The organism is Paracoccus sp. BR5-17 (genome assembly GCF_055693925.1).
Map to the genome: position 1 here is coordinate 1,853,371 of NZ_JBVFUV010000003.1, position 25,563 is coordinate 1,878,933.

20 protein-coding genes and 3 pseudogenes are annotated in these 25,563 nt (G+C 68.9%); 20 read left to right on the forward strand and 3 right to left on the reverse strand.

Annotation, left to right across the window (positions count from 1 at the left end):
- Nucleotides 1-3 precede the first annotated feature (3 nt).
- The 9 genes and pseudogenes from ACZ1HC_RS10705 to ychF all read left to right on the forward strand — a co-directional run bounded on the left by ACZ1HC_RS10705 (nt 4) and on the right by ychF (nt 9,137).
- Nucleotides 4-1,603, forward strand: a pseudogene (locus ACZ1HC_RS10705) (ABC transporter ATP-binding protein).
- Nucleotides 1,600-2,820, forward strand: coding sequence for a glycosyltransferase (locus tag ACZ1HC_RS10710; RefSeq protein ID WP_472700825.1), 1,221 nt, complete (start codon nt 1,600-1,602; stop codon nt 2,818-2,820). The pseudogene ACZ1HC_RS10705 and the gene ACZ1HC_RS10710 overlap by 4 nt, the downstream one beginning before the upstream one ends.
- Nucleotides 2,821-2,849: 29 nt before the next feature.
- Nucleotides 2,850-4,295, forward strand: a complete 1,446-nt coding sequence (cysS, locus tag ACZ1HC_RS10715; RefSeq protein ID WP_472699963.1) for a cysteine--tRNA ligase — start codon at nt 2,850-2,852, stop codon at nt 4,293-4,295.
- A gap of 24 nt (nt 4,296-4,319) precedes the next feature.
- Nucleotides 4,320-4,562, forward strand: a complete 243-nt coding sequence (locus ACZ1HC_RS10720; protein WP_472699964.1) for a squalene/phytoene synthase family protein — start codon at nt 4,320-4,322, stop codon at nt 4,560-4,562.
- A complete protein-coding gene (locus ACZ1HC_RS10725) occupies nt 4,556-5,089 on the forward strand; it encodes a hypothetical protein (protein ID WP_472699965.1) in 534 nt (177 codons plus the stop codon). Before ACZ1HC_RS10720 ends, ACZ1HC_RS10725 begins: the two co-directional genes overlap by 7 nt.
- Before the next feature lie 91 nt (nt 5,090-5,180).
- Nucleotides 5,181-6,050 (forward strand): ABC transporter permease, encoded by an 870-nt coding sequence (locus ACZ1HC_RS10730; protein WP_472699966.1) that lies wholly within the window; start codon nt 5,181-5,183, stop codon nt 6,048-6,050.
- Entirely contained in the window at nt 6,047-6,859 is an 813-nt protein-coding gene (locus ACZ1HC_RS10735) for an ABC transporter permease (protein ID WP_472699967.1), read from the forward strand. Before ACZ1HC_RS10730 ends, ACZ1HC_RS10735 begins: the two co-directional genes overlap by 4 nt.
- On the forward strand, nt 6,856-7,977 hold the full coding sequence (locus ACZ1HC_RS10740; RefSeq protein ID WP_472699968.1) for an ABC transporter ATP-binding protein: 1,122 nt from the start codon (nt 6,856-6,858) through the stop codon (nt 7,975-7,977). Before ACZ1HC_RS10735 ends, ACZ1HC_RS10740 begins: the two co-directional genes overlap by 4 nt.
- A 62-nt stretch (nt 7,978-8,039) precedes the next feature.
- The gene (gene ychF, locus ACZ1HC_RS10745; protein WP_472699969.1) at nt 8,040-9,137 is read left to right on the forward strand and encodes a redox-regulated ATPase YchF; all 1,098 of its coding nucleotides are present in this window, start codon (nt 8,040-8,042) and stop codon (nt 9,135-9,137) included.
- Nucleotides 9,138-9,142: 5 nt separating this feature from the next.
- Here the strand turns inward: ychF and ACZ1HC_RS10750 are convergent, their stop codons facing one another.
- On the reverse strand, nt 9,143-9,886 hold the full coding sequence (locus tag ACZ1HC_RS10750; protein WP_472699970.1) for a hypothetical protein: 744 nt from the start codon (nt 9,884-9,886) through the stop codon (nt 9,143-9,145).
- 124 nt (nt 9,887-10,010) lie between these two features.
- Here ACZ1HC_RS10750 and cobS point away from each other — a divergent pair, with 124 nt between their 5' ends.
- Nucleotides 10,011-10,985, forward strand: a complete 975-nt coding sequence (gene cobS, locus ACZ1HC_RS10755) for a cobaltochelatase subunit CobS (protein WP_472699971.1) — start codon at nt 10,011-10,013, stop codon at nt 10,983-10,985.
- Nucleotides 10,986-11,039: 54 nt separating this feature from the next.
- Here cobS and ACZ1HC_RS10760 read toward each other — a convergent pair whose 3' ends face one another.
- Nucleotides 11,040-12,104 carry an alkene reductase gene (locus tag ACZ1HC_RS10760; protein ID WP_472699972.1) on the reverse strand — a complete coding sequence of 355 codons (1,065 nt, stop codon included), beginning with the start codon at nt 12,102-12,104 and terminating at the stop codon, nt 11,040-11,042.
- A 135-nt stretch (nt 12,105-12,239) separates the two neighbouring features.
- Between ACZ1HC_RS10760 and ACZ1HC_RS10765 the strand changes: the two genes are divergently transcribed.
- From ACZ1HC_RS10765 to ACZ1HC_RS10810, 10 genes and pseudogenes are all read left to right on the forward strand, one after another.
- Nucleotides 12,240-14,531 carry a Tex family protein gene (locus ACZ1HC_RS10765; protein WP_472699973.1) on the forward strand — a complete coding sequence of 764 codons (2,292 nt, stop codon included), beginning with the start codon at nt 12,240-12,242 and terminating at the stop codon, nt 14,529-14,531.
- Between the two features lie 118 nt (nt 14,532-14,649).
- Complete coding sequence (locus ACZ1HC_RS10770; protein WP_472699974.1) at nt 14,650-15,810, forward strand: isovaleryl-CoA dehydrogenase; 1,161 nt, start codon at nt 14,650-14,652, stop codon at nt 15,808-15,810.
- Nucleotides 15,811-15,973: 163 nt separating this feature from the next.
- Complete coding sequence (locus ACZ1HC_RS10775) at nt 15,974-17,578, forward strand: carboxyl transferase domain-containing protein (protein WP_472699975.1); 1,605 nt, start codon at nt 15,974-15,976, stop codon at nt 17,576-17,578.
- Between the two features lie 95 nt (nt 17,579-17,673).
- Nucleotides 17,674-19,601, forward strand: a pseudogene (locus tag ACZ1HC_RS10780) (acetyl/propionyl/methylcrotonyl-CoA carboxylase subunit alpha).
- Complete coding sequence (locus ACZ1HC_RS10785; RefSeq protein ID WP_472699976.1) at nt 19,594-20,313, forward strand: glutathione S-transferase family protein; 720 nt, start codon at nt 19,594-19,596, stop codon at nt 20,311-20,313. The pseudogene ACZ1HC_RS10780 and the gene ACZ1HC_RS10785 overlap by 8 nt, the downstream one beginning before the upstream one ends.
- Nucleotides 20,306-21,168: pseudogene (locus tag ACZ1HC_RS10790) on the forward strand (hydroxymethylglutaryl-CoA lyase). The gene ACZ1HC_RS10785 and the pseudogene ACZ1HC_RS10790 overlap by 8 nt, the downstream one beginning before the upstream one ends.
- A gap of 83 nt (nt 21,169-21,251) precedes the next feature.
- Nucleotides 21,252-21,608 carry a dCTP deaminase/dUTPase family protein gene (locus tag ACZ1HC_RS10795; protein ID WP_472699977.1) on the forward strand — a complete coding sequence of 119 codons (357 nt, stop codon included), beginning with the start codon at nt 21,252-21,254 and terminating at the stop codon, nt 21,606-21,608.
- A complete protein-coding gene (locus ACZ1HC_RS10800) occupies nt 21,605-21,706 on the forward strand; it encodes a hypothetical protein (RefSeq protein WP_472699978.1) in 102 nt (33 codons plus the stop codon). Before ACZ1HC_RS10795 ends, ACZ1HC_RS10800 begins: the two co-directional genes overlap by 4 nt.
- 5 nt (nt 21,707-21,711) lie before the next feature.
- Nucleotides 21,712-22,758, forward strand: a complete 1,047-nt coding sequence (locus ACZ1HC_RS10805; RefSeq protein ID WP_472699979.1) for a HesA/MoeB/ThiF family protein — start codon at nt 21,712-21,714, stop codon at nt 22,756-22,758.
- A gap of 24 nt (nt 22,759-22,782) precedes the next feature.
- Nucleotides 22,783-24,807 carry a M3 family metallopeptidase gene (locus ACZ1HC_RS10810; protein ID WP_472699980.1) on the forward strand — a complete coding sequence of 675 codons (2,025 nt, stop codon included), beginning with the start codon at nt 22,783-22,785 and terminating at the stop codon, nt 24,805-24,807.
- Between the two features lie 62 nt (nt 24,808-24,869).
- Here the strand turns inward: ACZ1HC_RS10810 and ACZ1HC_RS10815 are convergent, their stop codons facing one another.
- Nucleotides 24,870-25,433, reverse strand: a complete 564-nt coding sequence (locus ACZ1HC_RS10815) for an SH3 domain-containing protein (protein ID WP_472699981.1) — start codon at nt 25,431-25,433, stop codon at nt 24,870-24,872.
- Between the last annotated feature and the right edge of the window lie 130 nt (nt 25,434-25,563).

Genomic DNA, 25,563 nt, shown 5'->3' on the forward strand with positions numbered 1-25,563 from the left:
CAAATGACCGAGCCCGTTCTGGCGGTCCAGGACCTGCGCATCAGCTTCCGCCAGGAGGGCCGGGTGGTGCCCGCCGTCAAGGGCGTCAGCTTCCAGATCGGCAGGGGCGAAACCGTGGCGCTGGTGGGCGAGATCGGGGTCGGGCAAGTCGGTCACGGCGCTGTCCACCGTGCGTCTGCTGGGCGAATCGGCGATCATCGAGGGGTCAGTGAAATATGCCGGACGCGAGATGGTCGATGCGCCCGAAAAGGTGCTGCGCGACATCCGGGGCGACGACATCAGCTTCATCTTCCAGGAACCGATGACCTCGCTGAACCCGCTGCACACGCTGGAAAAGCAGCTGGGCGAAAGCCTGGCGCTGCACCAGGGGCTGACGGGGGCCCGCGCCCGGGCGCGCATCGTCGAGCTGCTGACGCGCGTCGGGATCCGCGACCCCGAGAGCCGTCTGGCGGATTATCCGCACCAGTTGTCGGGCGGGCAGCGCCAGCGGGTGATGATCGCGATGGCGCTAGCCAACGGGCCAGAGCTTCTGATCGCGGACGAGCCGACGACGGCCCTGGACGTGACGATCCAGGCGCAGATCCTGGACCTGCTGGCGGAACTGAAGGCTGCCGAGGGCCTGTCGCTGCTGTTCATCAGCCACGACCTTGGCATCGTGCGCCGCATCGCCGACCGGGTCTGCGTGATGAAGGACGGCGAGATCGTCGAGCAGGGGCCCGTGGCCGACCTGTTCGCCAACCCCCGCCACGACTATACCCGCAAGCTGCTGGCGGCCGAACCCCGGGGTCTGGCCGATCCGGTGGCCGCCGATGCCCCGGTCATGGTCGAGACGCGGGATCTGAAGGTCTGGTTTCCGGTCCAGCGGGGCCTGCTGCGCCGGACGGTCGGCTACGTCAAGGCCGTGAACGGCGCCAGCCTGACCGTCAGGGCAGGCGAGACGCTGGGCGTCGTGGGCGAATCCGGCTCGGGCAAGACGACGCTGGCACTGGCGATCATGCGGCTGATCGGCAGCGACGGGCCGATCCTGTTTCTGGGCCAGGACATCGCGGCCTGGCAGTCGCGCCAGTTGCGCCGGTTGCGCCGCGACATGCAGATCGTGTTCCAGGATCCCTTCGGCAGCCTGTCCCCGCGCATGACGGTGGAACAGATCATCGCCGAGGGCCTGGGCGTCCACGGGGTCGAGAAGGGCGCCGACCGCCGCCGGATGGTGGCCGAGATCATGGCCGAGGTCGGCCTGAACCCCGACACCATGCACCGCTATCCGCACGAGTTCTCGGGCGGGCAGCGCCAGCGCATCGCCATCGCCCGCGCGATGATCCTGCGGCCCAAGGTGGTGGTGCTGGACGAACCGACCAGCGCGCTGGACATGACGGTGCAGGTGCAGATCGTCCAGCTTCTGCGCGGCCTGCAGCGGAAATACGGTCTCGCCTTCCTGTTCATCAGCCACGACTTGCGGGTGGTGCGCGCAATGTCGCACAAGATCATGGTCATGCGCGCGGGCGAGGTGGTGGAACAGGGCAGCACCGCCGAGATCTTCGACAACCCCCGGCAGGACTACACCCGCGCGCTGCTGGCGGCGGCGTTCCGCGACCACCACCGATGAAGATCCTGTTCGTCCACCAGAACTTTCCCGGCCAGTTCCTTCATCTTGCCCCGGCGCTTGCGGCGCGGGGCCATCAGGTGCTGGCCCTGACGGACGAGAAGAACCAGCGGCCCAGCCCGGTCCCGACCGTCCGCTACAAGACGCCCGATCCCGTCCAAGCGCAGGGCCTTGGCCGCAGCTACGCGGGCCATGCGGAACGCGGCTATCTGGCGGCGCGGGGCGCGCGCGCGCTGCGGGACCGCCACGGCTTTGTCCCCGACGTCGTCATCGGCCATTCCGGCTGGGGCGAGACGCTGTTCCTGCGCGAGATCTGGCCGCAGGCAAGGCTGCTGGTCTATGCCGAACTGATGTATCGCACCCGCGGCCACGACGTGGGCTTCGATCCCGAACTGCAGCAGGACAGCGACGAATCGCGGATCATGACCGTGGCGCGCAGCGCCCACCTGATCCAGGGCATCGTCCAGGCCGATGCCGCCATCGCCCCCACCCGCTATCAGGCGGACAGCTTCCCGCCCGAACTGCGCCCCAAGATCGCCGTCGTCCACGACGGCATCGACACCGACCGCGTCCGTCCCGACGCGGGCGCGACGCTGGCGCTGCCGGACGGACCCGGCCTGCGCGCGGGGGACGAGGTCCTGTCCTATGTCAGCCGCTCGCTGGAACCCTATCGCGGCTTCCACATCTTCATGCGTGCCCTGCCTGCGGTTCTGGCCGCCCGTCCCCAGGCGCAGGTCGTCATCGTCGGCGCCGAGGGCACGAGCTATGGCAACGCCCCCCGCGACGGCGGCACCTGGAAGGCCCGGATGCTGGCCGAACTGGGCGACCGCCTGGACCTGTCGCGCCTGCATTTCCCGGGCCGGCTTGCCTATGAGGACTACCTGTCGCTGATCCGGGTCGCGCGGGTCCATTGCTATCTGACCTATCCCTTCGTGCTGTCCTGGTCCCTGACCGAGGCGATGGCGGCGGGCGGCTATGTCGTCGCCTCGGACACCGAACCCGTGCGCGAACTGATCCGCGACGGCGAAAACGGCCGGCTGGTGCCGTTCTTCGACGTGCCGGCCCTGTCGGACGCGCTGATCCGCGGCCTGGCGGGCGATCCCGATGCGGACCGGCTGCGCAGAGCGGCGCGGCAGACCATCCTCGACGGCTATGACCTGCACCGCCACAGCCTGCCCCGGCAGATCGCCTGGGTGGAAAGCCACGCCCCGATGGGCTAGATCCGGCCGACAGATCCAACGAGGCGCCCATGGTCGAGATCCGGCTGACGAACACCCGCACCCGCAGGAAAGAGGTTTTCCAGCCCCTGGACCGCCGCAACCTGCGCCTCTACCTATGCGGACCGACCGTCTATGACCGCGCGCATCTGGGCAATTCCCGGCCGGTGCTGGTCTTCGACGTGCTGGTGCGGCTGCTGCGCCACGTCTATGGCGCCGATCACGTCACCTATGTGCGCAACTTCACCGACGTGGACGACAAGATCAACGCCCGCGCCGCCGCCACCGGCCGCAGCATCCGCGAGATCACCGACGAGACCATCGCCTGGTATCACGACGACATGGACGCCCTGGGCGCGGCCCGTCCCGACCATGAACCGCGCGCCACAAAATACATACCGCAGATGGTGGCGATGATCGAAACGCTGGTGGCGCGCGGCCATGCCTATGCGGCCGAAGGGCATGTGCTGTTCGACGTGCGGTCCTTTCCGGCCTATGGCCGCCTGTCGGGCCGGTCGGTCGATGACATGATCGCCGGCGCGCGGGTCGAGGTGGCGCCCTTCAAGCGCGACGCGATGGATTTCGTGCTGTGGAAGCCCTCGGCCGCCGACCAGCCCGGTTGGGACAGCCCCTGGGGCCGGGGCCGCCCCGGCTGGCACATCGAATGTTCCGCCATGTCCGAGGCGCTGCTGGGCCCCAGCTTCGACATCCATGGCGGCGGCATCGACCTGCAGTTCCCCCACCACGAGAACGAGATCGCGCAAAGCTGCTGCGCCCACCCCGAGGCATCCTTCGCCAATATCTGGCTGCACAACGAGATGCTGCAGGTCGAGGGCAGGAAGATGTCCAAGTCCCTGGGCAATTTCTTCACCGTCCGCGATCTGCTGGACCAGGGCGTGCCCGGAGAGGTGATCCGCTTCGTGATGCTGTCCACGCACTACCGCAAGCCGATGGACTGGACGCAAGCCAAGGCGAAAGAAGCCGAGCGTCATCTTGAAGACTGGTTCTTCGCTCTGGTTCAAGCCGGTTACAGCAGAAGCATGGTACAGACGCTGAAGAACGGGGGTGCTTGGCGACCTCTTGATGCTGTTGTCGATGCCCTTGCGAACGATCTGAACACGCCGGGGGCGATTGCTGCCTTGCATGATTTCAGGCTTGGCGGGTCGGCTGTTCAGAGCGCCCAATTCGCGGCGTCGTTGGAGATGCTGGGACTTGTGCCCGATTGGAACGAGATTGGCAGCTTTGCCAGGGTGGGGGTCGGTTCTGTTGGTGAACACCCTGCACGGGACCGGGTGGCTGCGTTGCTGCTGGATCGGCAAGAGGCGAAGCGGCGAAAGGATTTCCGGACAGCCGATGAAATCAGGAACCTTCTCGTGAAGGCAGGAGTAGAAATCAGGGACACACCCGGAGGCGGGTCAGATTTCAATCTTCTGCCTAACTTCAATGAGGCGATGTTGAATGACTTTGGGCGCCACTGACTTCCCCAAGGGCGGTAGGGGTGCATGACCCTTGACGCCTGCACCGCGCTGGTCCGGTCGGAAGATCCCGACCGCTTCGGTGCGGTCCTGGTCGCCGAACCGCGGGACCGGCCCGCGCTGATGACGCTTTACGCGCTGAACCTCGAGATCGCCCGGGCGCCCTTCCAGTCGAGCGAACCTCTGCTGGCCGAGATGCGGCTGCAATGGTGGGTGGATCGACTGGCCGACATGGGCGCCGGCAAGCCCCTCCGCTGCACGACGTGCTGACGCCGCTGTGGGACGCCTGGGGCAGCGGGGCCGGGGCTTTGGCGCCCTTGGCCGAGGCGCGTCGCCGCGACTGCTTCCGCGAGCCCTTTGCGACGCCCGAGGAGGTGGCGGACTATGTCGCCGGGACCAGCGGGCGGCTGATGACGCTGGCCGCCGCGCGCCTGGGCGCGGACGCGCGGGGGCAGGCGGTCGCTGCGGACCAGGGCCTTGGCGCCGGGCTGGTTGCCTGGCTGCGCGCGCTGCCCCTGCTGCAGCCCCTGGGCCTTGGTCTGGCCGGGTCCGATCCCGCCAAGGCCGCCCGGCTTGCGCGGCTGGCGCAAGAGGCGTTCGGACGTGCCGCGGCCTCGCGCAGGCTGCTGCCCAAACGGGCTGCGGCGGCGCTCTATCCCGGGGCGGGCGTGGGGCCGCTGCTGGATGCGGTCCTGAGAAGCAAGGCGAACATCTTCCAGGAAGCCATTGTTGCAACGCCATTTCAGCGGCGGGCGTCCTTGGCGCGCCTGGCGCTGACCGGGCGGTGGTGGCGATAAGGCCGGTTGCGAGGGCAGCCGCATAAACCCTCTTTTCACCCTTTCCCCGATATGAAAGGAATTGAGACGACGGCGCGGCGGGAAGGATCGGATGGCCAAGGGACTGGATGCACAGGCCAAGCAGGGCTATGCCCTGATCGCGCCGCCGTTCCTCTATGCGCTGCTGGTCCTGGCCGCGCCGCTGCTGACCATCCTCGCCTACAGCTTCCTGACTGACGGCTACCTGACGGTCGTGCGCGAATTCACCTGGGGCAACTATGTCCAGGTCTGGACCGACCCGATCGTGCGCACGGTGATGCTGCGGTCGCTGGCCGTGTCGGCGCTGGTGACGCTGGTCACGGTGCTGCTGGCCTTTCCGGTGGCCTATTACGTCAGCTTCATGGTCCGCCCGGAACGGAAATCGCTGTGGCTGTTCCTCATCACCATTCCGTTCTGGACCAGCTATCTGATCCGGGTGTTCCTGTGGAAGGTGATCCTGGGCTATAACGGCGTCATCAATTCCAGCCTGACCGGGCTTGGCATCATCGACGAGCCGCTGACCTTCATCCTCTACAACGTCAATTCCATCGTCATCACCCTGGCCCATGCCTATGCGCCCTTCGCGATCCTGCCGATCTTCGTGGCGTTGGAAAAGATCGACCGGTCGCTGCTGGAAGCCGGGCGGGATCTGGGCGAAAGCCGGGCGATGACCTTCTGGCGGGTGACGCTGCCGCTGGCGATGCCGGGCGTGCTGGCGGCCGTGCTGATCGTCTTCATCCCGACCATCGGCGATTACGTCACGCCCGAACTGATCGGCGGCGGCAAGATCCCGATGATCGCCAACCTGATCCAGGTGCAGATGCTGGCGCTGGACAACCGGCCGCTGGGATCGGCACTGGCGGTGTCGGCGATGGCCATCGTCGCCCTGGTCAGCGTGGTCTTCCTGCTCATCAACCGCCGCTTCCTCGGGGGGCGGTCGTGAGGGGGCAGGGGCGCGGCCTGCAGGCCTATGCGCTGCTTTATCTGCTGTTTCTGTACGCGCCGATCATCCTGCTGCCGCTGTTCGCCTTCAATTCCGGCACGATCATCGCCTTCCCCTTGCAGGGCTTCACCACCGAATGGTTCGCGCAGATGTGGGCCAATGCCACGCTGCGCACGGCGCTGACCAATTCGCTGATCATCGCCGTGTCGGCTTCGATCCTGGCGACCTGCCTGGGGATTTTCGCGGCCCGCGCCTCGACCCGCTTCGCGTTTCCGGGCAAGGGCGGCATGATGGGCTTCATCCTGCTGCCGATGGTGCTGCCCGAAATCATCGTCGCGATGTCGCTGCTGGTGGTGCTGCTGGGATCGGGGGTAGAACTGTCGATCCTGACGGTGATCCTGGGCCATGTGCTGATCTGCATGCCCTATGCCATCGCGATCCTGTCCACGGCCTTTTCCAGCCTGGACCGCTCGCTCGAGGAAGCCGCCTACGACCTGGGCGAGACGCGGTGGAGCGCGTTCCGCCTGGTCACGCTGCCCCTGGTGATGCCGGGCATCATCAGTTCGCTGCTGATTTCCTTCACCATCAGCCTGGACGAATTCATCATCGCCTTCTTCCTGGCCGGCAACCAGCCGACGCTGCCCACCTATATCTTCAGCCAGCTTCGCTTTCCCAAGCAGATCCCGATGATCATGGCGCTGGGCACCGTCCTTGTGGCGCTGTCGATCGTGCTTCTGACGCTGGGCGAATACTTCCGCCGCCGCGGCAACGCCCGGCTGGGCGGCAATCCGACCGGAGGGTTCCTGTGACCGACGACCGCAAGCCGATGATCGAATGTCGCGGCGTCCACAAGCATTACGGCGATTATCACGCGCTGCGCGGCATCGACCTGACCATCCGCGCGGGCGAGTTCTTCTCGCTTTTGGGACCGTCAGGCTGCGGCAAGACGACGCTGCTGCGCACCATCGCCGGGTTCGAGGATATCTCCGAAGGGGCCATCCTGATCGACCAGAAGCGCATGGACGAGGTTCCGGCCAACAAGCGCCCCACCAACATGGTGTTCCAGTCCTATGCCATCTTCCCGCATCTGACGGTCGCGCAGAACGTGGCCTTCGGGCTGCGCCGCGACCCGCGCGGCAAGGCGGAAAAGGCCGCCCTGGTCGAGGATGCCCTTGCGATGGTGGGCCTGCGCGGCTTCGGCAACCGCGCCGCCCACGCCCTGTCGGGCGGCCAGCGGCAGCGGGTGGCGCTGGCCCGGGCGCTGATCCTCAAGCCCAAGGTGCTGCTGCTGGACGAGCCGCTGTCCGCGCTGGACCGCAAGATGCGCGAGCAGATGCAGGTCGAGCTGATCAAGCTGCAGCGCCAGGTCGGCATCACCTTCGTCCTGGTGACGCACGACCAGGAAGAGGCCCTGGTCATGTCCGACCGCATCGCCGTCATGTTCGAGGGCGAGATCGCCCAGCTTGACGGGCCCGAGGCGCTCTATGCCCGGCCCGCCAACCGCCGCGTCGCGGATTTCATCGGCGTGATGAACTTCCTGCCTGCCCGCATCCTGGGCGAGGCGGGCGGCACGGTGACGGTCGAGGCTCCGGGCCTGGGGGTGGTCGAACTGCCCCCCGCGCAGGTCAGCCGGGCCGAGCCGGACGACGAGGGGCCGACCATCGGCTTCCGGCCCGAAACCATGACCCTGGTGGGGCCGAACCAGACCCACAGCCAGCCGCGAGAGACCGACGCCACCATCGACGAGGTCGTGTATTACGGCGACATGACCTATTACGACCTGCGGCTGGACGGGCCGGGGGCGGCGGACGGCAAGGCGCGGCCGGTGCGGATTTCCATGCGCAACGTCTTCGGCCGCGACGTGCAGGAGGTCGGGACGCGCACGCGGCTGGCCTGGTCTCCCGGATCGCTGGTCCTGTTCCGCTGACGCTTGCGAAACCCCGGCCGCTTGCCTAGAAGGCGCGCTGACTTGGCACAAAGGGGCGCGGCATGGGCTTTCGCATGGGAATCGTCGGCTTGCCGAACGTGGGCAAATCGACGCTGTTCAACGCGCTGACACGGACCGCCGCCGCCCAGGCCGCGAACTTCCCCTTCTGCACGATCGAGCCGAACGTCGGCGACGTGGCGGTGCCCGATCCGCGCCTGGACACCCTGGCCGCGATCGCCGGCAGCAAGCAGATCATCCCGACCCGCATCACCTTCGTGGACATCGCCGGCCTGGTGAAGGGCGCCAGCAAGGGCGAAGGCCTGGGCAACCAGTTCCTGGCCAACATCCGCGAGGTGGACGCCATCGCCCATGTCCTGCGCTGCTTCGAGGATGGCGACGTGACCCATGTCGAGGGCCGCGTCGATCCCATCGCCGATGCCGAGATCATCGAGACCGAGCTGATGATCGCCGACCTGGAATCGGTCGAGCGCCGGCTGGCCAACATCGCCCGCAAGCTGAAGGGTGGCGACAAGGATGCCCAGGCCCAGGAAAGGCTGCTGAAAGCCGCGCAGGCCGCGCTGGAAGCCGGCCGGCCCGCCCGCACCGTGCAGGTGGCCGAGGAGGATCGCAAGGCCTGGGCCATGCTGCAACTGCTGACCGCCAAGCCGGTGCTGTTCGTCTGCAACGTCGAGGAGGACAAGGCCGCCACCGGCAACGCGCAGTCCGACCGCGTGGCGCAGATGGCGGCCGAACAGGGCGCGGGCCATGTCGTCATCTCGGCCCGGATCGAGGAGGAGATCAGCCAGCTTCCCGCCGACGAGGCCGCCATGTTTTTGGAGGAAATGGGCCTGCACGAGGCCGGGCTGGACCGCCTGATCCGCGAGGCCTACAAGCTGCTGGGCCTGGACACCTATTTCACCGTCGGCCCCAAGGAGGCGCGGGCCTGGACCATCCACCGCGGCACGCTGGCCCCGCAGGCGGCGGGCGTCATCCACGGCGACTTCGAACGCGGCTTCATCCGCGCCGAGACCATCTCTTATCATGACTATGTCGCCTGCAAGGGCGAGGCGGGCGCCCGCGAGGCGGGCAAGTTCCGGGTCGAGGGCAAGACCTATCAGGTCAAGGATGGCGACGTGCTGCACTTCCTGTTCAACGCCTGAGGCCATCAGCCCGGCCAGACAAGGAACGCTGCCGCCACCGCCAGCAGGATGGCGATGATCCCGAGGGGCCGGCGCCACCGCGGGGGCCGCTCCAGGGGATCGACCGACAGGGGCGCCACCCCGTGCCCCAGTCGTTCGCGGATGCGTTGGCGGGCACGGGCCGGGGCCATGACCGGCGTGAGGTCATCGGCCAGGCGGGCAAGCCGTTCCTGCCATTGCGCAAGCTGCGCCGGATCGGCGTCCGTCCCGGGCCGCAGTCCCAGCGCCTGTTCGGCTGCCGCAAGGCCGCCGGCGTTCCGGGCCTCATCGCCCGCCAGCCGTTCCAGCCCCGCCTGCAGGACCCGGCGCGCCTCCTCGGCTGACAGGCCGTGGCGCCGGCCGAGCCCGTCGTAATCCAGCCCTTCCAGATAGGCGCCTTGCAGCAGATCCGTCCCCTGCGCCCCGGCCCCTTCGGCCGGAACGGGGTTCGCCAGCCGGGCACGCCGTTCCATTGCCCGCTCCCGCGCCTGGGTGATGATCCAGGCCATCGGCGACAGCCCGCTTCCGGGCTGGCTTTTGGCGTCGTTCCAGATGGCGATATAGGCCTGCTCCAACGCCTCCTCGGCCTCGTGGCGGTCCTTCAGGATGGACAGGCACAGCGCGTTCAGCCGCGCCGAACTGGTCTCGTACAGCGCGTCGAACGCAGGACGGTCGCCCTGGATGATCCTGGCGATCAGGCTGTCGGGCAGGGCGCGGCGCGCATCCGGCAAGCGTTTTCCCTTGATGGTTGCACGGCCAGCTTAGCAGCAGTGCCGTCTCCGTCAACGCAAGGCCGGCTTGCACGCGGCGGACTTATGCGCGATCAAGGCGGGCGATGCGAGGAAAGGGCCTGTCATGCTGGACACGAACATCAAACCCACCGAAGAGATCGACCTGCGCGAGGTGTTCGGTCTGGACAGCGACATGAAGGTGAAGGGTTTTGCCGAACGGACCGACCGAGTGCCCGACATCGACAGCACCTACAAGTTCGACCCCGACACCACATTGGCGATTCTGGCGGGCTTCGCCTATAACCGGCGGGTGATGATCCAGGGCTATCACGGCACCGGCAAGTCCACCCACATCGAACAGGTGGCGGCGCGCCTGAACTGGCCCTGCGTGCGGGTGAACCTGGACAGCCATGTCAGCCGCATCGACCTGATCGGCAAGGACGCGATCAAGCTGGTCGAGGGCAAGCAGGTCACGGTGTTTCACGAAGGCATCCTGCCCTGGGCCTTGCGCAACCCCACGGCCATCGTCTTCGACGAATACGACGCGGGCCGGGCGGACGTGATGTTCGTGATCCAGCGGGTGCTGGAAACCGACGGCAAGCTGACGCTTCTGGACCAGAACGAGGTCATCACCCCCCATCCCTGCTTCCGGCTGTTCGCGACGGCCAACACGGTGGGCCTGGGCGACACGACGGGGCTGTATCACGGCACCCAGCAGATCAACCAAGGCCAGATGGACCGCTGGTCGCTGGTCGCGACGCTGAACTATCTGTCCCACGACGCGGAAACGGCGATCGTGCTGGCCAAGAACCCCACCTACAACACCGAGAAGGGCCGCAGGATCATCAGCCAGATGGTGACTCTGGCCGACCTGACGCGCACCGCCTTCATGCAGGGCGACCTGTCCACCGTCATGTCACCGCGCACCGTCATCGCCTGGGCGCAGAACGCGCGCATCTTCGGCAACAACATCGGCTACGCCTTCCGGCTGACCTTCCTCAACAAGTGCGACGAGCTGGAGCGTCAGACCGTAGCCGAGTTCTATCAGCGCCTGTTCGACGAGGAACTGCCCGAAAGCGCCGCAGCGCGCGCCAGGTAATCGCGGCGCCCGGAAGTAAGGAAGGCGGGCCGCTGACCGCGGCCCGCCCGTCTGTCACGCGCCGACTTCCTCGGCGACCGGATAATCGACATAGCCCCCGGGCCCACCGCCGTAGAAGGTCGAGGGATCGGGCTGGTTCAGCGGCAGGTTCCGGGCAAGGCGGTGAGGCAGGTCGGGGGTGGCGATGAAGTCCCTGCCAAAGGACACCGCATCGGCGCGCCCGGACTGCACCAGGTCGATGGCGCTGTCGCGGGTCAGTCCTTCGTTGGCGATCACCACGCCCCCGAAGGCGGCCTTGATGTCGTCCAGCAGGCTGTCGGGACCCAGATGTTCGCGCAGGAACAGGAAGGCCAGGCCGCGCTGCTTCATCTCGCGCGCGACATGGGTGAACAGCGCCTTGGGATCGCTGTCGCCCATGCTGTGGCTGTCGCCCCGGGGCGCAAGGTGCAGGCCGACCCGGTCCGCGCCCCAGACGCCGATGACGGCATCCGCGATCTCGTTCAGGAAGCGGACGCGGTTTTCGATGGACCCGCCGTAGCGGTCGGTGCGGCGGTTGCTGGCGTCCTGAAGGAACTGGTCGATCAGATAGCCGTTCGCGCCGTGGATCTCGACCCCGTCGAAGCCGGCCCGCTTGGCGTTTTCCGCGCCCTTGCGATAGGCCTCGACGATGCCCGGGATTTCTTCTGTCTCAAGGGCCCGGGGCGTCTCGTAGGGCTTCTTGGGGCGGACCAGGCTGACATGGCCTTCAGGCCGGATCGCGCTGGGGGCGACGGGCAACTCGCCGTCCAGGAAGATCGGGTCCGAGATGCGGCCGACATGCCACAGCTGCAGGAAGATCAGCCCGCCCGCGTCGTGGACGGCCTTCGTCACCTGCTTCCAGCCTTCGACCTGCTCCTCGCTCCAGATGCCCGGCGTGTCGGCATAGCCGACGCCCATCGGCGTGACGCTGGTGGCCTCGGACAGGATCAGCCCGGCCGTGGCGCGCTGGGCATAATACTGGGCCATCATCGCGTTCGGCACACGTTCCGCACCTGCCCGGCTGCGGGTCAGGGGCGCCATGACGATCCGGTTGCGAAGGGTCAGGGGGCCGATGCGGAGGGGGTCGAAAAGTGTTGGCATGGGAATATCCTTCTGTTCTTGCGTATGATGCAACTGTGTATCCACGGCGCCCGTGTCAACATGCGGCGCGTGCATGTCGGCCTTGGCCTGCACGCCGCGCCCGGCTAGAACCCGAAGAGCTTCCCCGAGGATCCCATGGACACAGCCGACCGCATCGCCCGCACCATCGCCGCCGATATCGGCGCGGCGCCTGCCCAGGTCGCGGCTGCCGCCGCCCTGCTGGATGGCGGGGCAACCGTGCCCTTCGTTGCGCGCTATCGCAAGGAGGCGACCGGCGGGCTGGACGACACGCAGTTGCGCAGGCTGGCCGAACGGCTGGCCTATCTGCGCGACCTCGAGGCGCGGCGGGCGGCCATCCTGAACGCGATCCGGGACCAGGGCAGGCTGACCGACGACCTGTCCCGCGCCATCGCCGCGGCCGGGACGAAGGCCGCGCTCGAGGACATCTACCTGCCCTTCAAGCCCAGACGCCGCACCAAGGCGATGATCGCGCGCGAGAACGGGCTGGAGCCGCTGCTGCGCGCGATCCAGGCCGACCGCGCGGCTGATCCCGCGGCGCTTGCGGCGGGCTATATGTCCGATGCCGTCCCGGATGTGAAGGCCGCGCTTGACGGCGCGCGGGACATCCTGGCCGAGGAATTGTCCGAGAACGCATCCCTGCTGGGCCATCTTCGCGACTTCATGCGGGCCGAGGCCTTCGTCGCGGCCAGGCTGATCGCGGGCAAGGAACAGGCGGGCGCCAAGTTCAGCGACTATTTCGACCACCGGGAAAAGTGGTCGGCGATCCCTTCGCATCGCGCGCTTGCGATCCTGCGCGCCGCCAAGGAGGAGATCGTCACCATTGACATCGCCCCCGACCCCGACACCGGCGCGCAGCGCGCCGAAGGCATCGTGGCGCAGGCCATCGGCATCCGCGGCAACGGCCTGGGCGACCGATGGCTGCGGCAGGTGGCGGGCTGGACCTGGCGGGTCAGGCTGTCGAACACGATGTATATCGACCTGATGACCGAATTGCGCAGGCGCGCCCATGACGAGGCGATCCGCGTCTTCGGCCGCAACCTGCGCGACCTGCTGCTGGCCGCCCCGGCGGGGGCGCGGGTGACGATGGGCATGGATCCGGGCATCCGCACCGGCTGCAAGATCGCCGTCGTGGACGCCACGGGCAAGCTGCTGGACACCGCCACCATCTTTCCCTTCCAGCCGAAGAACGACCTGCGCGGGGCCGAAGCCGCGCTGCTGGCGCTGATCGCGAGGCACGGCATCGACCTGATCGCCATCGGCAACGGCACCGCCAGCCGGGAAACCGAACGGCTGGTGGCGGATGTGCTGAAGCGCCTGCCTGCGGGCGTAAAGGCGCCGACCAAGGTGATCGTGTCCGAGGCGGGGGCGTCCGTCTATTCCGCCTCGGAACTGGCGGCGCAAGAGTTTCCGCAGCTGGACGTGTCGCTGCGGGGCGCGGTGTCGATCGCCCGCCGGCTGCAGGATCCGCTGGCCGAACTGGTCAAGGTGCCGCCCGAATCCATCGGCGTCGGCCAGTATCAGCACGACGTGGATCAACGCCAGCTTGCCTCGACGCTGAAGGCGGTGGTCGAGGATGCGGTGAACGCGGTGGGCGTGGACCTCAATACCGCGTCCGCGCCGCTGCTGGCCCATGTCGCGGGGCTTGGGCCTTCGCTGGCGCGCAGCATCGTGGCCTGGCGCGACGAGAACGGCGCCTTCCCGTCCCGTTCGGACCTGAAGAAGGTCGCGGGTCTTGGCCCCCGCGCCTTCGAGCAATGCGCGGGCTTCCTGCGCATCCGCGACGGCCGCGAACCGCTGGACGCCTCGGCCGTCCATCCCGAGGCCTACGGCGTCGCCCGCAGGATCGTGGCCGCCTGCGGCCGCGACATCCGCGCGATCATGGGCGACGGGACCGCCCTGAAGGCGGTCCGCGCCGAGCAGTTCGTCGACGGGCGCTTCGGCCTTCCCACTATCCGCGACATCCTGTCGGAACTGGAAAAGCCCGGCCGCGACCCGCGCCCCGGCTTCGTCACCGCCAGCTTTGCCGACGGGGTGGAGGACATCACCGACCTGCGCCCCGGCATGGCCCTTGAAGGCACCGTCACCAATGTCGCCGCCTTCGGCGCCTTCGTGGATGTCGGCGTGCATCAGGACGGCCTGGTTCATGTCAGCCAGCTTGCCAACCGCTTCGTCCGGGATCCGAACGAGGTGGTGAAGGTCGGCGACGTGGTCCGCGTCCGCGTGACCGAGGTGGACCTGCCCCGCAAGCGGATCGGGCTGACGATGCGGACCGACGACGGCGCCGCAAGGCCGGCGCAGGCTTCGCGGCAGGCATCGCCCGCCCCGCGCGCCCCGGCCCCCGCGCGCAAGCCCGACAGCCGCGGCGGGCTGGGCGATGCCCTGGCCGAGGCGCTGCGGCGGAAGTAGGCCTGCCGGATGCGCCGGGTGCCGGGGGCGCCGGGGCCGCGGGCGCTTGACGGGGACCGGCACGGCGGACTACAGCCGAAATGAACGGTCGTTCAATAAGCCGGAGGAGGGGTTCGGGATGTTCACGCGGGGGATGGAGTTCGATCTGGGTGAGGACGTGAACGCGCTGCGCGACATGGTCCATCGCTGGGCGCAGGACCGCATCAAGCCCATCGCCGCCGAGGTTGACCGCACGAACGCCTTTCCCAACGAATTGTGGACGGAGATGGGCGATCTCGGCCTGCTGGGCATCACCGTCCCCGAAGAGTTCGGCGGCACCGGCATGGGTTATCTGGCCCATGTCATCGCGGTCGAGGAGATCGCCCGGGCCTCGGCCAGCGTCAGCCTGTCCTATGGCGCGCATTCCAACCTGTGCGTGAACCAGATCCGGCTGAACGGCTCCGACGAACAGCGCTGCAGGTATCTGCCCGACCTGTGTTCGGGCAAGGCGGTGGGGGCCCTTGCCATGTCCGAGGAAGGCGCAGGCAGCGATGTCGTCGGCATGAAGCTGCGCGCGGACAAGAAGAACGACCGCTATGTGCTGAACGGCAGCAAGTACTGGATCACCAACGCGCCCGACGCGCAGACCCTTGTGGTCTATGCCAAGACCGACCCCGAGGCGGGCTCCAGGGGCATCACCGCCTTCATCGTCGAACGCGGCATGGCAGGGTTTTCCACCAGCCCGCACTTCGACAAGCTGGGGATGCGCGGCTCGAACACCGGGGAACTGATCTTCGAGAACTGCGAGGTTCCGTTCGAGAATGTCCTGGGCGAGGAAGGCCGCGGCGTCCGCGTGCTGATGTCGGGGCTGGATTATGAACGCCTGGTCCTGTCGGGCATCGGCACCGGGATCCTGGCCGCTTGCCTGGACGAGGTGATGCCCTATGTGCGCGACCGCAGGCAGTTCGGCCAGCCCATCGGGTCGTTCCAGCTGATGCAGGCCAAGATCGCCGACATGTATGTGGCCCTGAACACCGCCCGCGCCTATGTCTACGAGGTCGCCAAGGCCTGCGACGCCGGCAAGGTGACGCGGCAGGACGCGGCGGGCGCGGTGCTTTACGCCAGCGAACAGGCGATGGTGCAGGCCCATCAGGCCGTGCAGGCGCTTGGCGGCGCGGGCTTCCTGAACGACAGCACCGTAAGCCGGCTGTTCCGCGACGCCAAGCTGATGGAGATCGGCGCCGGCACCAGCGAGATCCGCCGGATGCTGATCGGCCGCGAATTGCTGAGCCTGGCGTGATGCGCGCCGCCCAGGCCCCGGCGCGGTGGGCCGCACCTTGCGGAATGCCTGCCGGTCGCGGCTTGACGGCCTTGCCCGGCACCGAACATGATCTGGATCAACCGTCTGTGATGACAAGTCCGGCCGCTGTCCCGTGCGGCCAGTCCCTTGGGAAAGCCTGCCCGTGAAACTGACATCCTCTGTCCTGACGACATCCGACACCTTCCGCGCCAACCGCGAGGCGCATCTGGCGCTGATCGAGACCGCGCGCCAGGCCGCCCTTGCCGCCGCCGCCGGAGGGGGCCCCAAGGCGATGGAGCGTCACACCGGCCGCGGCAAGATGCCGCCGCGCGAAAGGGTGGCCAACCTGCTGGACCCCGGCAGCCCCTTCCTGGAAGTCGGCGCGACTGCCGCGCACGGGATGTATGACGGCGCGGCCCCCGGCGCGGGGGTGATCGCGGGCATCGGCCGTGTCCATGGCCAGGACGTGATGGTGGTGGCGAACGACGCCACCGTGAAGGGCGGCACCTACTATCCCCTGTCGGTCAAGAAGCACCTGCGCGCCCAAGAGATCGCCGAACAGTGCCATCTGCCCTGCGTCTATCTGGTCGATTCGGGTGGGGCGAACCTGCCCAACCAGGACGAGGTCTTCCCCGACCGCGACCACTTCGGGCGCATCTTCTTCAACCAGGCGCAGATGAGCGCCAAGGGCATCCCGCAGATCGCCGTGGTGATGGGATCCTGCACGGCGGGCGGCGCCTATGTGCCTGCCATGTCCGACGTGACGATCATCGTGCGCAACCAGGGGACCATCTTCCTTGCCGGGCCTCCTCTGGTGAGGGCCGCGACCGGCGAGGTGGTCACCGCCGAGGATCTGGGCGGCGGCGACGTGCATACCCGCCTGTCCGGCGTGGCCGATTACCTGGCCGAGGATGACGCCCACGCCCTTGCCATGGCCCGGCGCGCCATCGGCAACCTGAACCGCCGGATGCCCGAAAGCGTGGTCTGGCAGTCGCCCGAAGCCCCGGCCTTCGACCCCGAGGAGATCCTGGGCGTCGTTCCCGCCGACCTGCGCACCCCCTATGACATCCGCGAGGTGATCGCCCGCGTCGTGGACGGCTCGCGCTTCGACGAGTTCAAGGCCCGCTTCGGGGAAACGCTGGTCACCGGGTTCGCCCATGTGGAAGGCTGCCCCGTGGGCATCGTCGCCAACAACGGCGTGCTGTTTTCCGAGGCGGCGCAGAAGGGGGCGCATTTCATCGAACTCTGCTCGCAGCGCGCCATCCCGCTGGTCTTCCTGCAGAACATCACCGGCTTCATGGTCGGGCGTAAATACGAGAACGAAGGCATCGCCCGGCATGGCGCCAAGATGGTGATGGCGGTGGCGACCACCAGCGTCCCCAAGATCACCATGCTGGTCGGCGGCAGCTTCGGCGCCGGCAACTACGGCATGGCGGGCCGCGCCTACAGCCCGCGCTTCCTGTGGACCTGGCCCAATTCGCGCATCGCCGTGATGGGCGGCGAACAGGCGGCGGGCGTGCTGGCCACCGTCCGGCGCGAGGGGATCGAACGCGCCGGCGGCACCTGGTCGCCCGAGGAGGAAGCCGAGTTCAAGCGCCCCACGATCGAGATGTTCGACCGCCAGTCCCACCCGCTCTATGCCTCGGCCCGGCTCTGGGACGACGGCATCGTGGACCCGCGCAAGACCCGCGAGGTCCTGGCGCTGTCGCTGCGCGCCAGCCTCAATGCGCCCATCGAACCGACGCGCTTCGGCGTGTTTCGCATGTAGGACCGGCACCGTGACGCTGTCATCCTGGTTCACACATCCCGCGGGGATCCGGGCGCGCCAGGCCCCCGGCCTGGCCCCCACACGCAGGTTCCGACATGTTCCAGAAAATCCTGATCGCCAACCGGGGCGAGATCGCCTGCCGCGTCATCGACACCGCCCGCAAGCTGGGCGTGCGCACCGTGGCGGTGTTTTCCGACGCCGACCGCGCCGCCCGCCACGTCGCCCTTGCCGACGAGGCGGTGCATATCGGCGGCCCCGCGCCCCGCGACAGCTATCTGCGCGGCGATGCGATCATCCGCGCCGCGCAGGCTACCGGCGCGCAGGCGATCCATCCGGGCTATGGCTTCCTGTCGGAAAACCCCGATTTCGTGGACGCGGTGACGGCGGCGGGGCTGGTCTTCATCGGGCCGTCCGCCGACGCGATCCGGGCGATGGGGCTGAAGGACGCCGCCAAGGCGCTGATGGCTGAAGCCGGGGTGCCGGTGGTCCCTGGCTATCACGGCGAAGACCAGGATCCCGCGCATCTGAAGGAACAGGCGGACAGGATCGGCTATCCGGTGCTGATCAAGGCGGTGGCCGGCGGCGGCGGCAAGGGGATGCGCCTTGTCGAACGCCCCGCCGATTTCGCCGCCGCGCTGCAGTCCGCCCAAGGCGAGGCCGCGACCGCCTTCGGCAACCCCGCCGTCCTGATCGAGAAATACATCCAGCGGCCCCGACACATCGAGGTTCAGGTCTTTGGCGACGGCACCAGGGCCGTGCATCTGTTCGAACGCGACTGTTCGCTGCAGCGCCGCCACCAGAAGGTGATCGAGGAAGCCCCCGCCCCCGGCATGACCCCCGAGATGCGCGAGGCGATGGGCGCCGCCGCCGTCCGCGCGGCCGAGGCCATCGGCTATGCCGGCGCGGGCACCATCGAATTCATCGTCGATGCCAGCAACGGCCTGCGCCCCGACGGCTTCTGGTTCATGGAGATGAACACCCGCCTTCAGGTCGAACATCCGGTGACCGAGGCGATCACCGGCGTCGATCTGGTGGAATGGCAGCTTCGCGTGGCCAGCGGCGAACCCTTGCCCGCGCGCCAGCAGGATCTGTCGATCCACGGCCACGCCTTCGAGGCGCGACTTTACGCCGAGGACGTGCCCTCGGGCTTCCTGCCCGCCACCGGCCGGCTGGCGCATCTGCGCTTTGCCGACAACGCCCGCAACGAAACCGGGGTCCGCCAGGGCGACATGATCAGCCCCTGGTATGACCCGATGATCGCCAAGGTCATCACCTGGGGCAAGACCCGCGCCATCGCCTTGCGCGCCCTGGAGGCCGCCCTTGTCGATACCGAGGTCGCGGGCACCGTCACCAACATCGACTTCCTGATCGCCCTGGCCCGCCACGAGGGATTCCGCAGGGAGAGGTCGATACCGGCCTGATCGCCCGTGATCTGGATGCGCTGGTGGCGGCGTCCGAGCCCCAGCCCGCCGCCCGTGCCCTGGCCGTGATCGGCCTGGCCGGTATGGCCGATCCCCGCGTCAAGGGCGGCGTGACCCTGTGGCAGCCGCTGCGCCGCACGATCGCCTGGCAGGACGGGCAGGCGCAGCTCGAGGTTCTGGGCCCGGGGGCGGCGCGCGTCACCCTGGACGGCGTGCCGCACGAGATCCGCTGGCAGGGCGACCGCTGGTGGGTGGACGGCAGTCTCTGCCGCCACCGCATCACCGCCCATGACGGCGGCATCAGCGTCTTCGGGTCCGGAAGCCTGCATCTGGCGCCGCTGGACCCGCTGGACCGGCAGGCCGACGCGGGGGCAGGGGCGGCGCTGACGCTGTCGCCGATGCCGGGGCAGGTGAAGGCGGTCGATGTCGTCGCGGGCCAGGCCGTGCAGGCGGGCGACCGGCTCTGCGTGCTGGAGGCGATGAAGATGGAACACAGCCTGACCGCCGCCCGCGACGGCGTGGTGGCCGAGGTTCTTGCCAAGGCCGGCGACCAGGTGGAAGCCGGTGCCCCGTTGATCCGGCTGGAGGATGCCGATGCCTGAACCTACCCCCACCGACGCGACGCCCCCGGCATCCGGCGGCCCCGTCAGCGGCGACAGCGACGCGATCGTCCTGTGGCATATCCCGCTGTCGCGCTCGATGCGCATCCTGTGGTTGCTGAATGAGCTGGACCTGCCCTTCCGCCTGCGGGTGCTGGACCTGCACGGCAAGGACATGCGCGGGGCCGAATACGCCGCCATCCATCCCGCCGGGCGGGTGCCGGCCTTGCAGATCGACGGCAGCGTGATCCACGAATCGGGGGCCATGGTCGAATACCTGTGCGAGACGCGCGGCCCGCATCTGTGGCGCGCGCCCGGCGAGGCGGGGCGCCTGGGCTGGCTCGACTGGCTGCATTTCGCCGAAACCATCGCCCAGCACATCGCCAACCTGACGCAAAGCCACCTGATGCTGCGCGATCCCTCGACCCGGTCGGTGACGGTGATGAAGCTGGAGACGGCGCGTCTGGCGCGGGCCTTGCGTCTGGTCGAACAGACGGTCGACCATCAGGACTGGCTGATGGCGGGCGGCTTTTCGGGGGTGGACTGCACCGTGGGCTGGTCGGTCTGGACGGCGGGCCGCTTCGTGCGCCTGACGCCTGCCTTGCAGGCCTATGCGGACCGCTGCCGCGCCCGCCCCGCCTTCGCCCGGGCGCTTCCGCAGGACGGCGAACGGACCCTCTATGAACGCGACTTCTACGAGCTTCCCGATGCCTGATGCTGTCGAAATCTTCGAGATGGGCCCGCGCGACGGGCTTCAGAACGAAAAGCGGCTGATCCCCGCCGCCGACAAGATCGCGCTGGTGGATCTGCTGTCGCGGGCAGGGTTCCGCCGCATCGAGGTGACCAGCTTCGTGTCTCCGAAATGGGTTCCGCAGATGGCCGACGCGGCCGAGGTGATGGCCGGGATCGCCCGGGCGCCCGGCGTCCGATATGCGGTGCTGACGCCGAACATGAAGGGATTCGAGGCCGCCCGCGCCGCCCGCGCCGACGAGGTCGCGATCTTCGTCAGCGCCTCGGAGGGGTTCAGCCATGCGAACCTGAACGCGACCATCGCCGAAAGCCTTGATCGGGTGGCGCCGGTCGCGCAGGCCGCGCAGGCCCAGGGCATCCCGGTGCGCGGCTATGTCAGCGTGGTGACGGACTGTCCCTTCGACGGCCCGACGCCCCCCGCCAGCGTCGCCCGGGTTGCGGCGGCGCTGCGCGACATGGGCTGCTACGAGATCAGCCTGGGCGACACCATCGGCCAGGGCCGCCCCGAGACCATCGACGCCATGCTGGCAGCCGTGCTGCAGGAACTGCCCGCCGACCGGCTGGCCGGGCATTATCACGACACGGCGGGACGCGCGCTGGACAATATCGACGCCAGCCTGGCGCGCGGGCTGCGGGTCTTCGACGCGGCCGTGGGGGGCTGGGCGGTTGCCCCTATGCCCCCGGCGCCGCGGGCAACGTCGCGACCGAAAAGGTCGCGGCCCATCTGGCGGCGCAGGGCTACGGGCACGGGCTGGACATGGCGATCGTCGAAAAGGCCGCAGCCTTCGCGCGGGGCCTGCGCGGGATGGCCGCGTCCTGAGAGGGTCTGCGCCGATCGCGCAGCCGCTGGCGGGCGCGGTCCGCATCCGGTAAGGCTGACCCTGGACAGCAAGGGCGGCAGACATGGAAATCAGGATACTCGACCCGCGGATCCGCGAATGGGGTCTGCCCGGTTACCAGACGCAGGGATCGGCGGCGATCGACCTGCTGGCCTGTCTTGACGCCGCCATCGAGATCGTCCCGCAGGCGCCGCCGGTGCTGATCAGCGCAGGGATCGCCCTGTGCTTCGACGATTTCTCGGTCGCGGGCCTGATAGTTCCCCGGTCGGGGCAGGGCCACGGGCGCGGGCTGGTCCTGGGCAATTCCACCGGGCTGATCGACCCGGACTATACGGGCGAGATCCTCATCAGCACCTGGAACCGCAACCCCCGGGGACCGACCCCATCGCGGTCCGGCCAGGGGAACGGATCGCGCAGATGATCTTCGTGCCGGTGGTCCGGCCCGCCTTCGCCATCGTCGACAGCTTCAGCCGCACCACCGCGCGGGCGGCGGGCGGGTTCGGCTCGACCGGGGCGTAAGGGCGATGCTGGGGTTCTGGCTGCTGATCTGCCTTGCCGTGGCCGGATGGCTCTGGGGCCTGCCGCGCCGCTGGCTGCTGGTGCTGCTGGCGGCGGCCTGGGGCGTGATCGAACTGTCGCACCTGATCGCCCCCCGGCTGGGGGCAGTCTTTGGCGGATCGGCGCGCGGCTGGCTGGTCGCGGGCGGGCTTGCGGGTCTGGTTCTGGCCTATCGCGAGGGCCTGGGCTGGCTGCGGGCGCGCGCCGTCCCCGCCCCGCAAGCGGCGACCCTCCAGCCGCCCGTGGCCGATGCCGAACTGGACCGTTATGCCCGCCACCTGGTCCTGCGCGAGATCGGCGGCCCCGGCCAGATGCGCCTGCGCGAGGCGCGGGTGCTGGTGGTCGGCGCGGGCGGCCTGGGCGCGCCCGTCTGCCTGTATCTGGCGGCGGCGGGGGTGGGCCGGATCACCCTGGCGGATGATGACGGCGTCAGCCTTTCGAACCTGCAGCGGCAGGTGATCTTTCGCAGCGACCAGCAGGGCCAGCCCAAGGCGCAGGCGGCGGCGCAGGCCATGCAGGCGCTGAATCCCCTGATCCAGGTGACGCCCCTGCCGCGCCGCGTCACCGACGCCGATGCGGACCTGATCGGCCAGCACGACCTGGTGCTGGACGGCACCGACAGCTTCGCGGCGCGGCAGGCGATCAACCGCGCCTGCGTCGCCGCGGGCGTGCCGCTGATCGCTGGCTCGATCGCGCAATGGGAAGGGCAGGTCACGCTTTACGATCCCGCGCGCGGCGGCCCCTGCCTGGCCTGCCTGTTCCCCACCGCCCCGGCCCCCGGCTTGGCCCCGCCCTGCGCCGAGGCCGGCGTCGTCGGCCCGCTGCCGGGGGTGGTCGGCAGCCTGATGGCGCTCGAGGCGATCAAGCATCTGACGGGGGCGGGGCAGGGGTTGCGCGGACGAATGATGATTTTCGACGGGCTCTACGGCGAAAGCCGGATGATCGCCACGGCGCGCCGGACGGATTGCCCGGTCTGCGGATCGGCTCTGGAAGGCCAGCCGCAAGCCATCTAGCGTCGTCCCGATCTAGGAGGCCCCATGAATCCCGAACTGACCCGCTGGACCGGCCCCGAGGGGCTGCCGCGATTCGACCTGATCGACGATGCCGACATCGCCCCGGCGTTCGACCGCGAGCTGGCCGCGGCCGAGGCTGCCTTCGAGGCCATCGCCGCCAACCCCGACGCGCCGACCTTTGCCAACACCGTGGCCGCGATGGAGACCGCCGAGCAGGGGCTGGACCGCCTTCTGTCGGTCTTCTACACGCTGGCCAGCGTCGATTCGAACCCCGCCCGAGAAGCGCTGCAGCGCGACTTTGCCCCCCGCCTTGCGGCCTATAACAGCCGGACGGGAATGGATCCGCGACTTTATGCGCGGGTCAGGGCCGTGGCTGCGACGGCCGACAGCCTGCCGCCCGAGGATCGGCGCATCACCGAACTGGCGCTGCGCGGGCTGACGCGCTCTGGCGCCGGGCTGGAGGGCGAGGCGCGCGAGCGTATGGCCGCGATCCGCGCCCGCCTCGCGGTCCTGACCACGCAGTTTTCCCAGAACGTGCTGGCGGACGAACGCGACTTCGTCCTTCCGGTGCCCGGCAACCGGCTGGCGGGGCTGCCCGACTGGCTGATCCGCGCCATGCGGGCGGCGGCGAAGGCGCGGGGGATGGAAGGCCAGATCGTCACCCTGTCGCGGTCGCTGATCGTGCCGTTCCTGGAACATGCCGGCGACCGGGCGCTGCGCGAACTGGCCTTCAAGGCCTGGGCCGCGCGCGGGTCGGGGCAGGGCGCGGGCGGAGAGGCCACGAACAACCTGCCGCTGGTCGCCGAGATCCTGGCCCTGCGGCACGAACGCGCCCGGCTGCTGGGCTATGCCGACTTCGCGGCCTACAAGCTTGAACCGGAGATGGCCGGGACGGCCGACCAGGTCGCGCAGCTGCTGGAACAGGTCTGGAAGCCCGCCCGCCTTCGCGTGGCCGAGGACGAGGCCCGGCTGACCGCCATGCTGCGCGACGACGGCGTGAACGGCCCGCTGGAACCCTGGGACTGGCGGCTTTACGCCGAACGCCTGCGGCGGCGGGACCACGACTTCGACGCCGGCCAGGTCAAGCCCTACCTGACGCTTGATGCGATGCTGGGCGCCATGATGGATGTCGCGTACCGCCTGTTCCGGCTGGAGTTCGAGCCGATCGACGCGCCGCTGTGGTCGCCCGATGCCCGCGCCTGGCGGATCACCCGCGAGGGGCGGCTGATGGCGGTCTTCGTCGGCGACTATTTCGCGCGGCCCTCGAAACGGTCGGGGGCATGGTGTTCCTCGCTGCAGGTCCAGCACCGGATCGGCGCGGGGCAGCGCCCCATCGTGGTGAACGTGTGCAACTTCACCCCGCCCGAAGAACCCGGCGCGCCGGCCTTCCTATCCTGGGACGATGCCCACACGCTGTTCCACGAATTCGGCCACGCGACGCATCACATCCTGTCGGATGTCGCCTGGCCCTCGATTTCCGGAACGGCGGTGGCGCAGGATTTCGTGGAACTGCCCAGCCAGCTTTACGAACACTGGCTGGAACAGCCGGCCATTCTGGACGCCCATGCCCGCCATTACCGGACGGGCGAACCGCTGCCCGCCGACCTGCGCGACCGGCTGCTGGCGGCGGACAAGGCGGACGCGGGCTTCGCCACGACGGAATACCTGGAAAGCGCGCTTGTGGATCTGGCCTTCCACCGGGGCCAGCCGCCGGCCGACGCGATGGCCGAACAGGCCCGCGTGCTGGCGGGGCTGGATGCGCCGGCGGCCATCCCCATGCGCCATGCCACGCCGCATTTCAGCCATGTCTTCAGCGGCGACAGCTATGCCAGCGGCTATTACAGCTACATGTGGTCCGAGGTGATGGACGCCGACGCCTTCGCAGCCTTCCAGGAAACCGGGGACATCTTCGACCCGGCGACGGCGCGGCGGCTGGAGGAAACGATCCTGTCGCGGGGCGGATCGGCGCCCGCGGACCAGTTGTGGCTGGCCTTCCGCCAGCGGATGCCGGGGGTCGATGCGCTGCTGCGGGGACGGGGGCTGGCCTAGGCTTCGGGCCGGCGACGGCCGTCGCCGCGTCAGCGCCGCCCGGTCCCCAGGGCCGGGGGATCTCAGTCGCGCACCTCGTCGGGATCGACGCCCCAGATCGCGGTCTTGGGAACCCAGCCGCGCTGTCCGGCGCCGGAAATGCGGCACCAGTCCGGATTGCATTCGCCTAGCCGCACGATCGCGCCCATCTCGGCCCGCGCGACGATGTCAGCGTCGGGATGGGGGCGGCTGCGCAGTTCCACCATGTCCTGCGTGACCAGGGCCGTGCGAACGCCCGACAGAAGCGCGTAATGCACCCACCCCCCGGCCCCGTCCTTGTCCTCGACCCTGCGCCAGTGGCCGAACTCGGCGACCACGCGCAGCGGCATTCCCGCATGGCGGAACACCCAGTCGATGCGGTGCGACAGGCTGGGGCCGCGCCGGGCGTTGCCTTCGGATCCCTTGAGGCTGACATAGCGCGGGACGGGCAGGTTGGTCACGGCGCCCCGCGTCGTGCCGCCCTCGTCCTGGGTCCGGACGGCGGGCGCATCCGCCGCCCCCGGCACCCCCTCGACCTGGGCAAGGGCCAGGCTTGCCGATGCCGCCAGGATTGCCGCCCCGCACCTTGAAAGCGTCCGTATTCTCATGCCTTGTCCGTTCCTGCCGACCGCCGGTGCGGCGGCCCCTTTCCTCATGCGCCCGGTGCCGCCAGGCGGTCCCGATGGGGTCTTGTGTGTGCCCCGTATCGCGGGCAGTTTGCCAAAGGCGGCCCTGCTT

Coding starts and splice junctions, on each gene's coding strand:
- ACZ1HC_RS10710 (WP_472700825.1), top strand. CDS start 1,600: ATGAAGATCCTGTTCGTCCACCAGAACTTTCCCGGCCAGTTCCTTCAT.
- cysS (WP_472699963.1), top strand. CDS start 2,850: ATGGTCGAGATCCGGCTGACGAACACCCGCACCCGCAGGAAAGAGGTT.
- ACZ1HC_RS10720 (WP_472699964.1), top strand. CDS start 4,320: ATGACCCTTGACGCCTGCACCGCGCTGGTCCGGTCGGAAGATCCCGAC.
- ACZ1HC_RS10730 (WP_472699966.1), top strand. CDS start 5,181: ATGGCCAAGGGACTGGATGCACAGGCCAAGCAGGGCTATGCCCTGATC.
- ychF (WP_472699969.1), top strand. CDS start 8,040: ATGGGCTTTCGCATGGGAATCGTCGGCTTGCCGAACGTGGGCAAATCG.
- cobS (WP_472699971.1), top strand. CDS start 10,011: ATGCTGGACACGAACATCAAACCCACCGAAGAGATCGACCTGCGCGAG.
- ACZ1HC_RS10760 (WP_472699972.1), bottom strand. CDS start 12,104: ATGCCAACACTTTTCGACCCCCTCCGCATCGGCCCCCTGACCCTTCGC.
- ACZ1HC_RS10765 (WP_472699973.1), top strand. CDS start 12,240: ATGGACACAGCCGACCGCATCGCCCGCACCATCGCCGCCGATATCGGC.
- ACZ1HC_RS10770 (WP_472699974.1), top strand. CDS start 14,650: ATGTTCACGCGGGGGATGGAGTTCGATCTGGGTGAGGACGTGAACGCG.
- ACZ1HC_RS10785 (WP_472699976.1), top strand. CDS start 19,594: ATGCCTGAACCTACCCCCACCGACGCGACGCCCCCGGCATCCGGCGGC.
- ACZ1HC_RS10795 (WP_472699977.1), top strand. CDS start 21,252: ATGGAAATCAGGATACTCGACCCGCGGATCCGCGAATGGGGTCTGCCC.
- ACZ1HC_RS10800 (WP_472699978.1), top strand. CDS start 21,605: ATGATCTTCGTGCCGGTGGTCCGGCCCGCCTTCGCCATCGTCGACAGC.
- ACZ1HC_RS10805 (WP_472699979.1), top strand. CDS start 21,712: ATGCTGGGGTTCTGGCTGCTGATCTGCCTTGCCGTGGCCGGATGGCTC.
- ACZ1HC_RS10810 (WP_472699980.1), top strand. CDS start 22,783: ATGAATCCCGAACTGACCCGCTGGACCGGCCCCGAGGGGCTGCCGCGA.
- ACZ1HC_RS10815 (WP_472699981.1), bottom strand. CDS start 25,433: ATGAGAATACGGACGCTTTCAAGGTGCGGGGCGGCAATCCTGGCGGCA.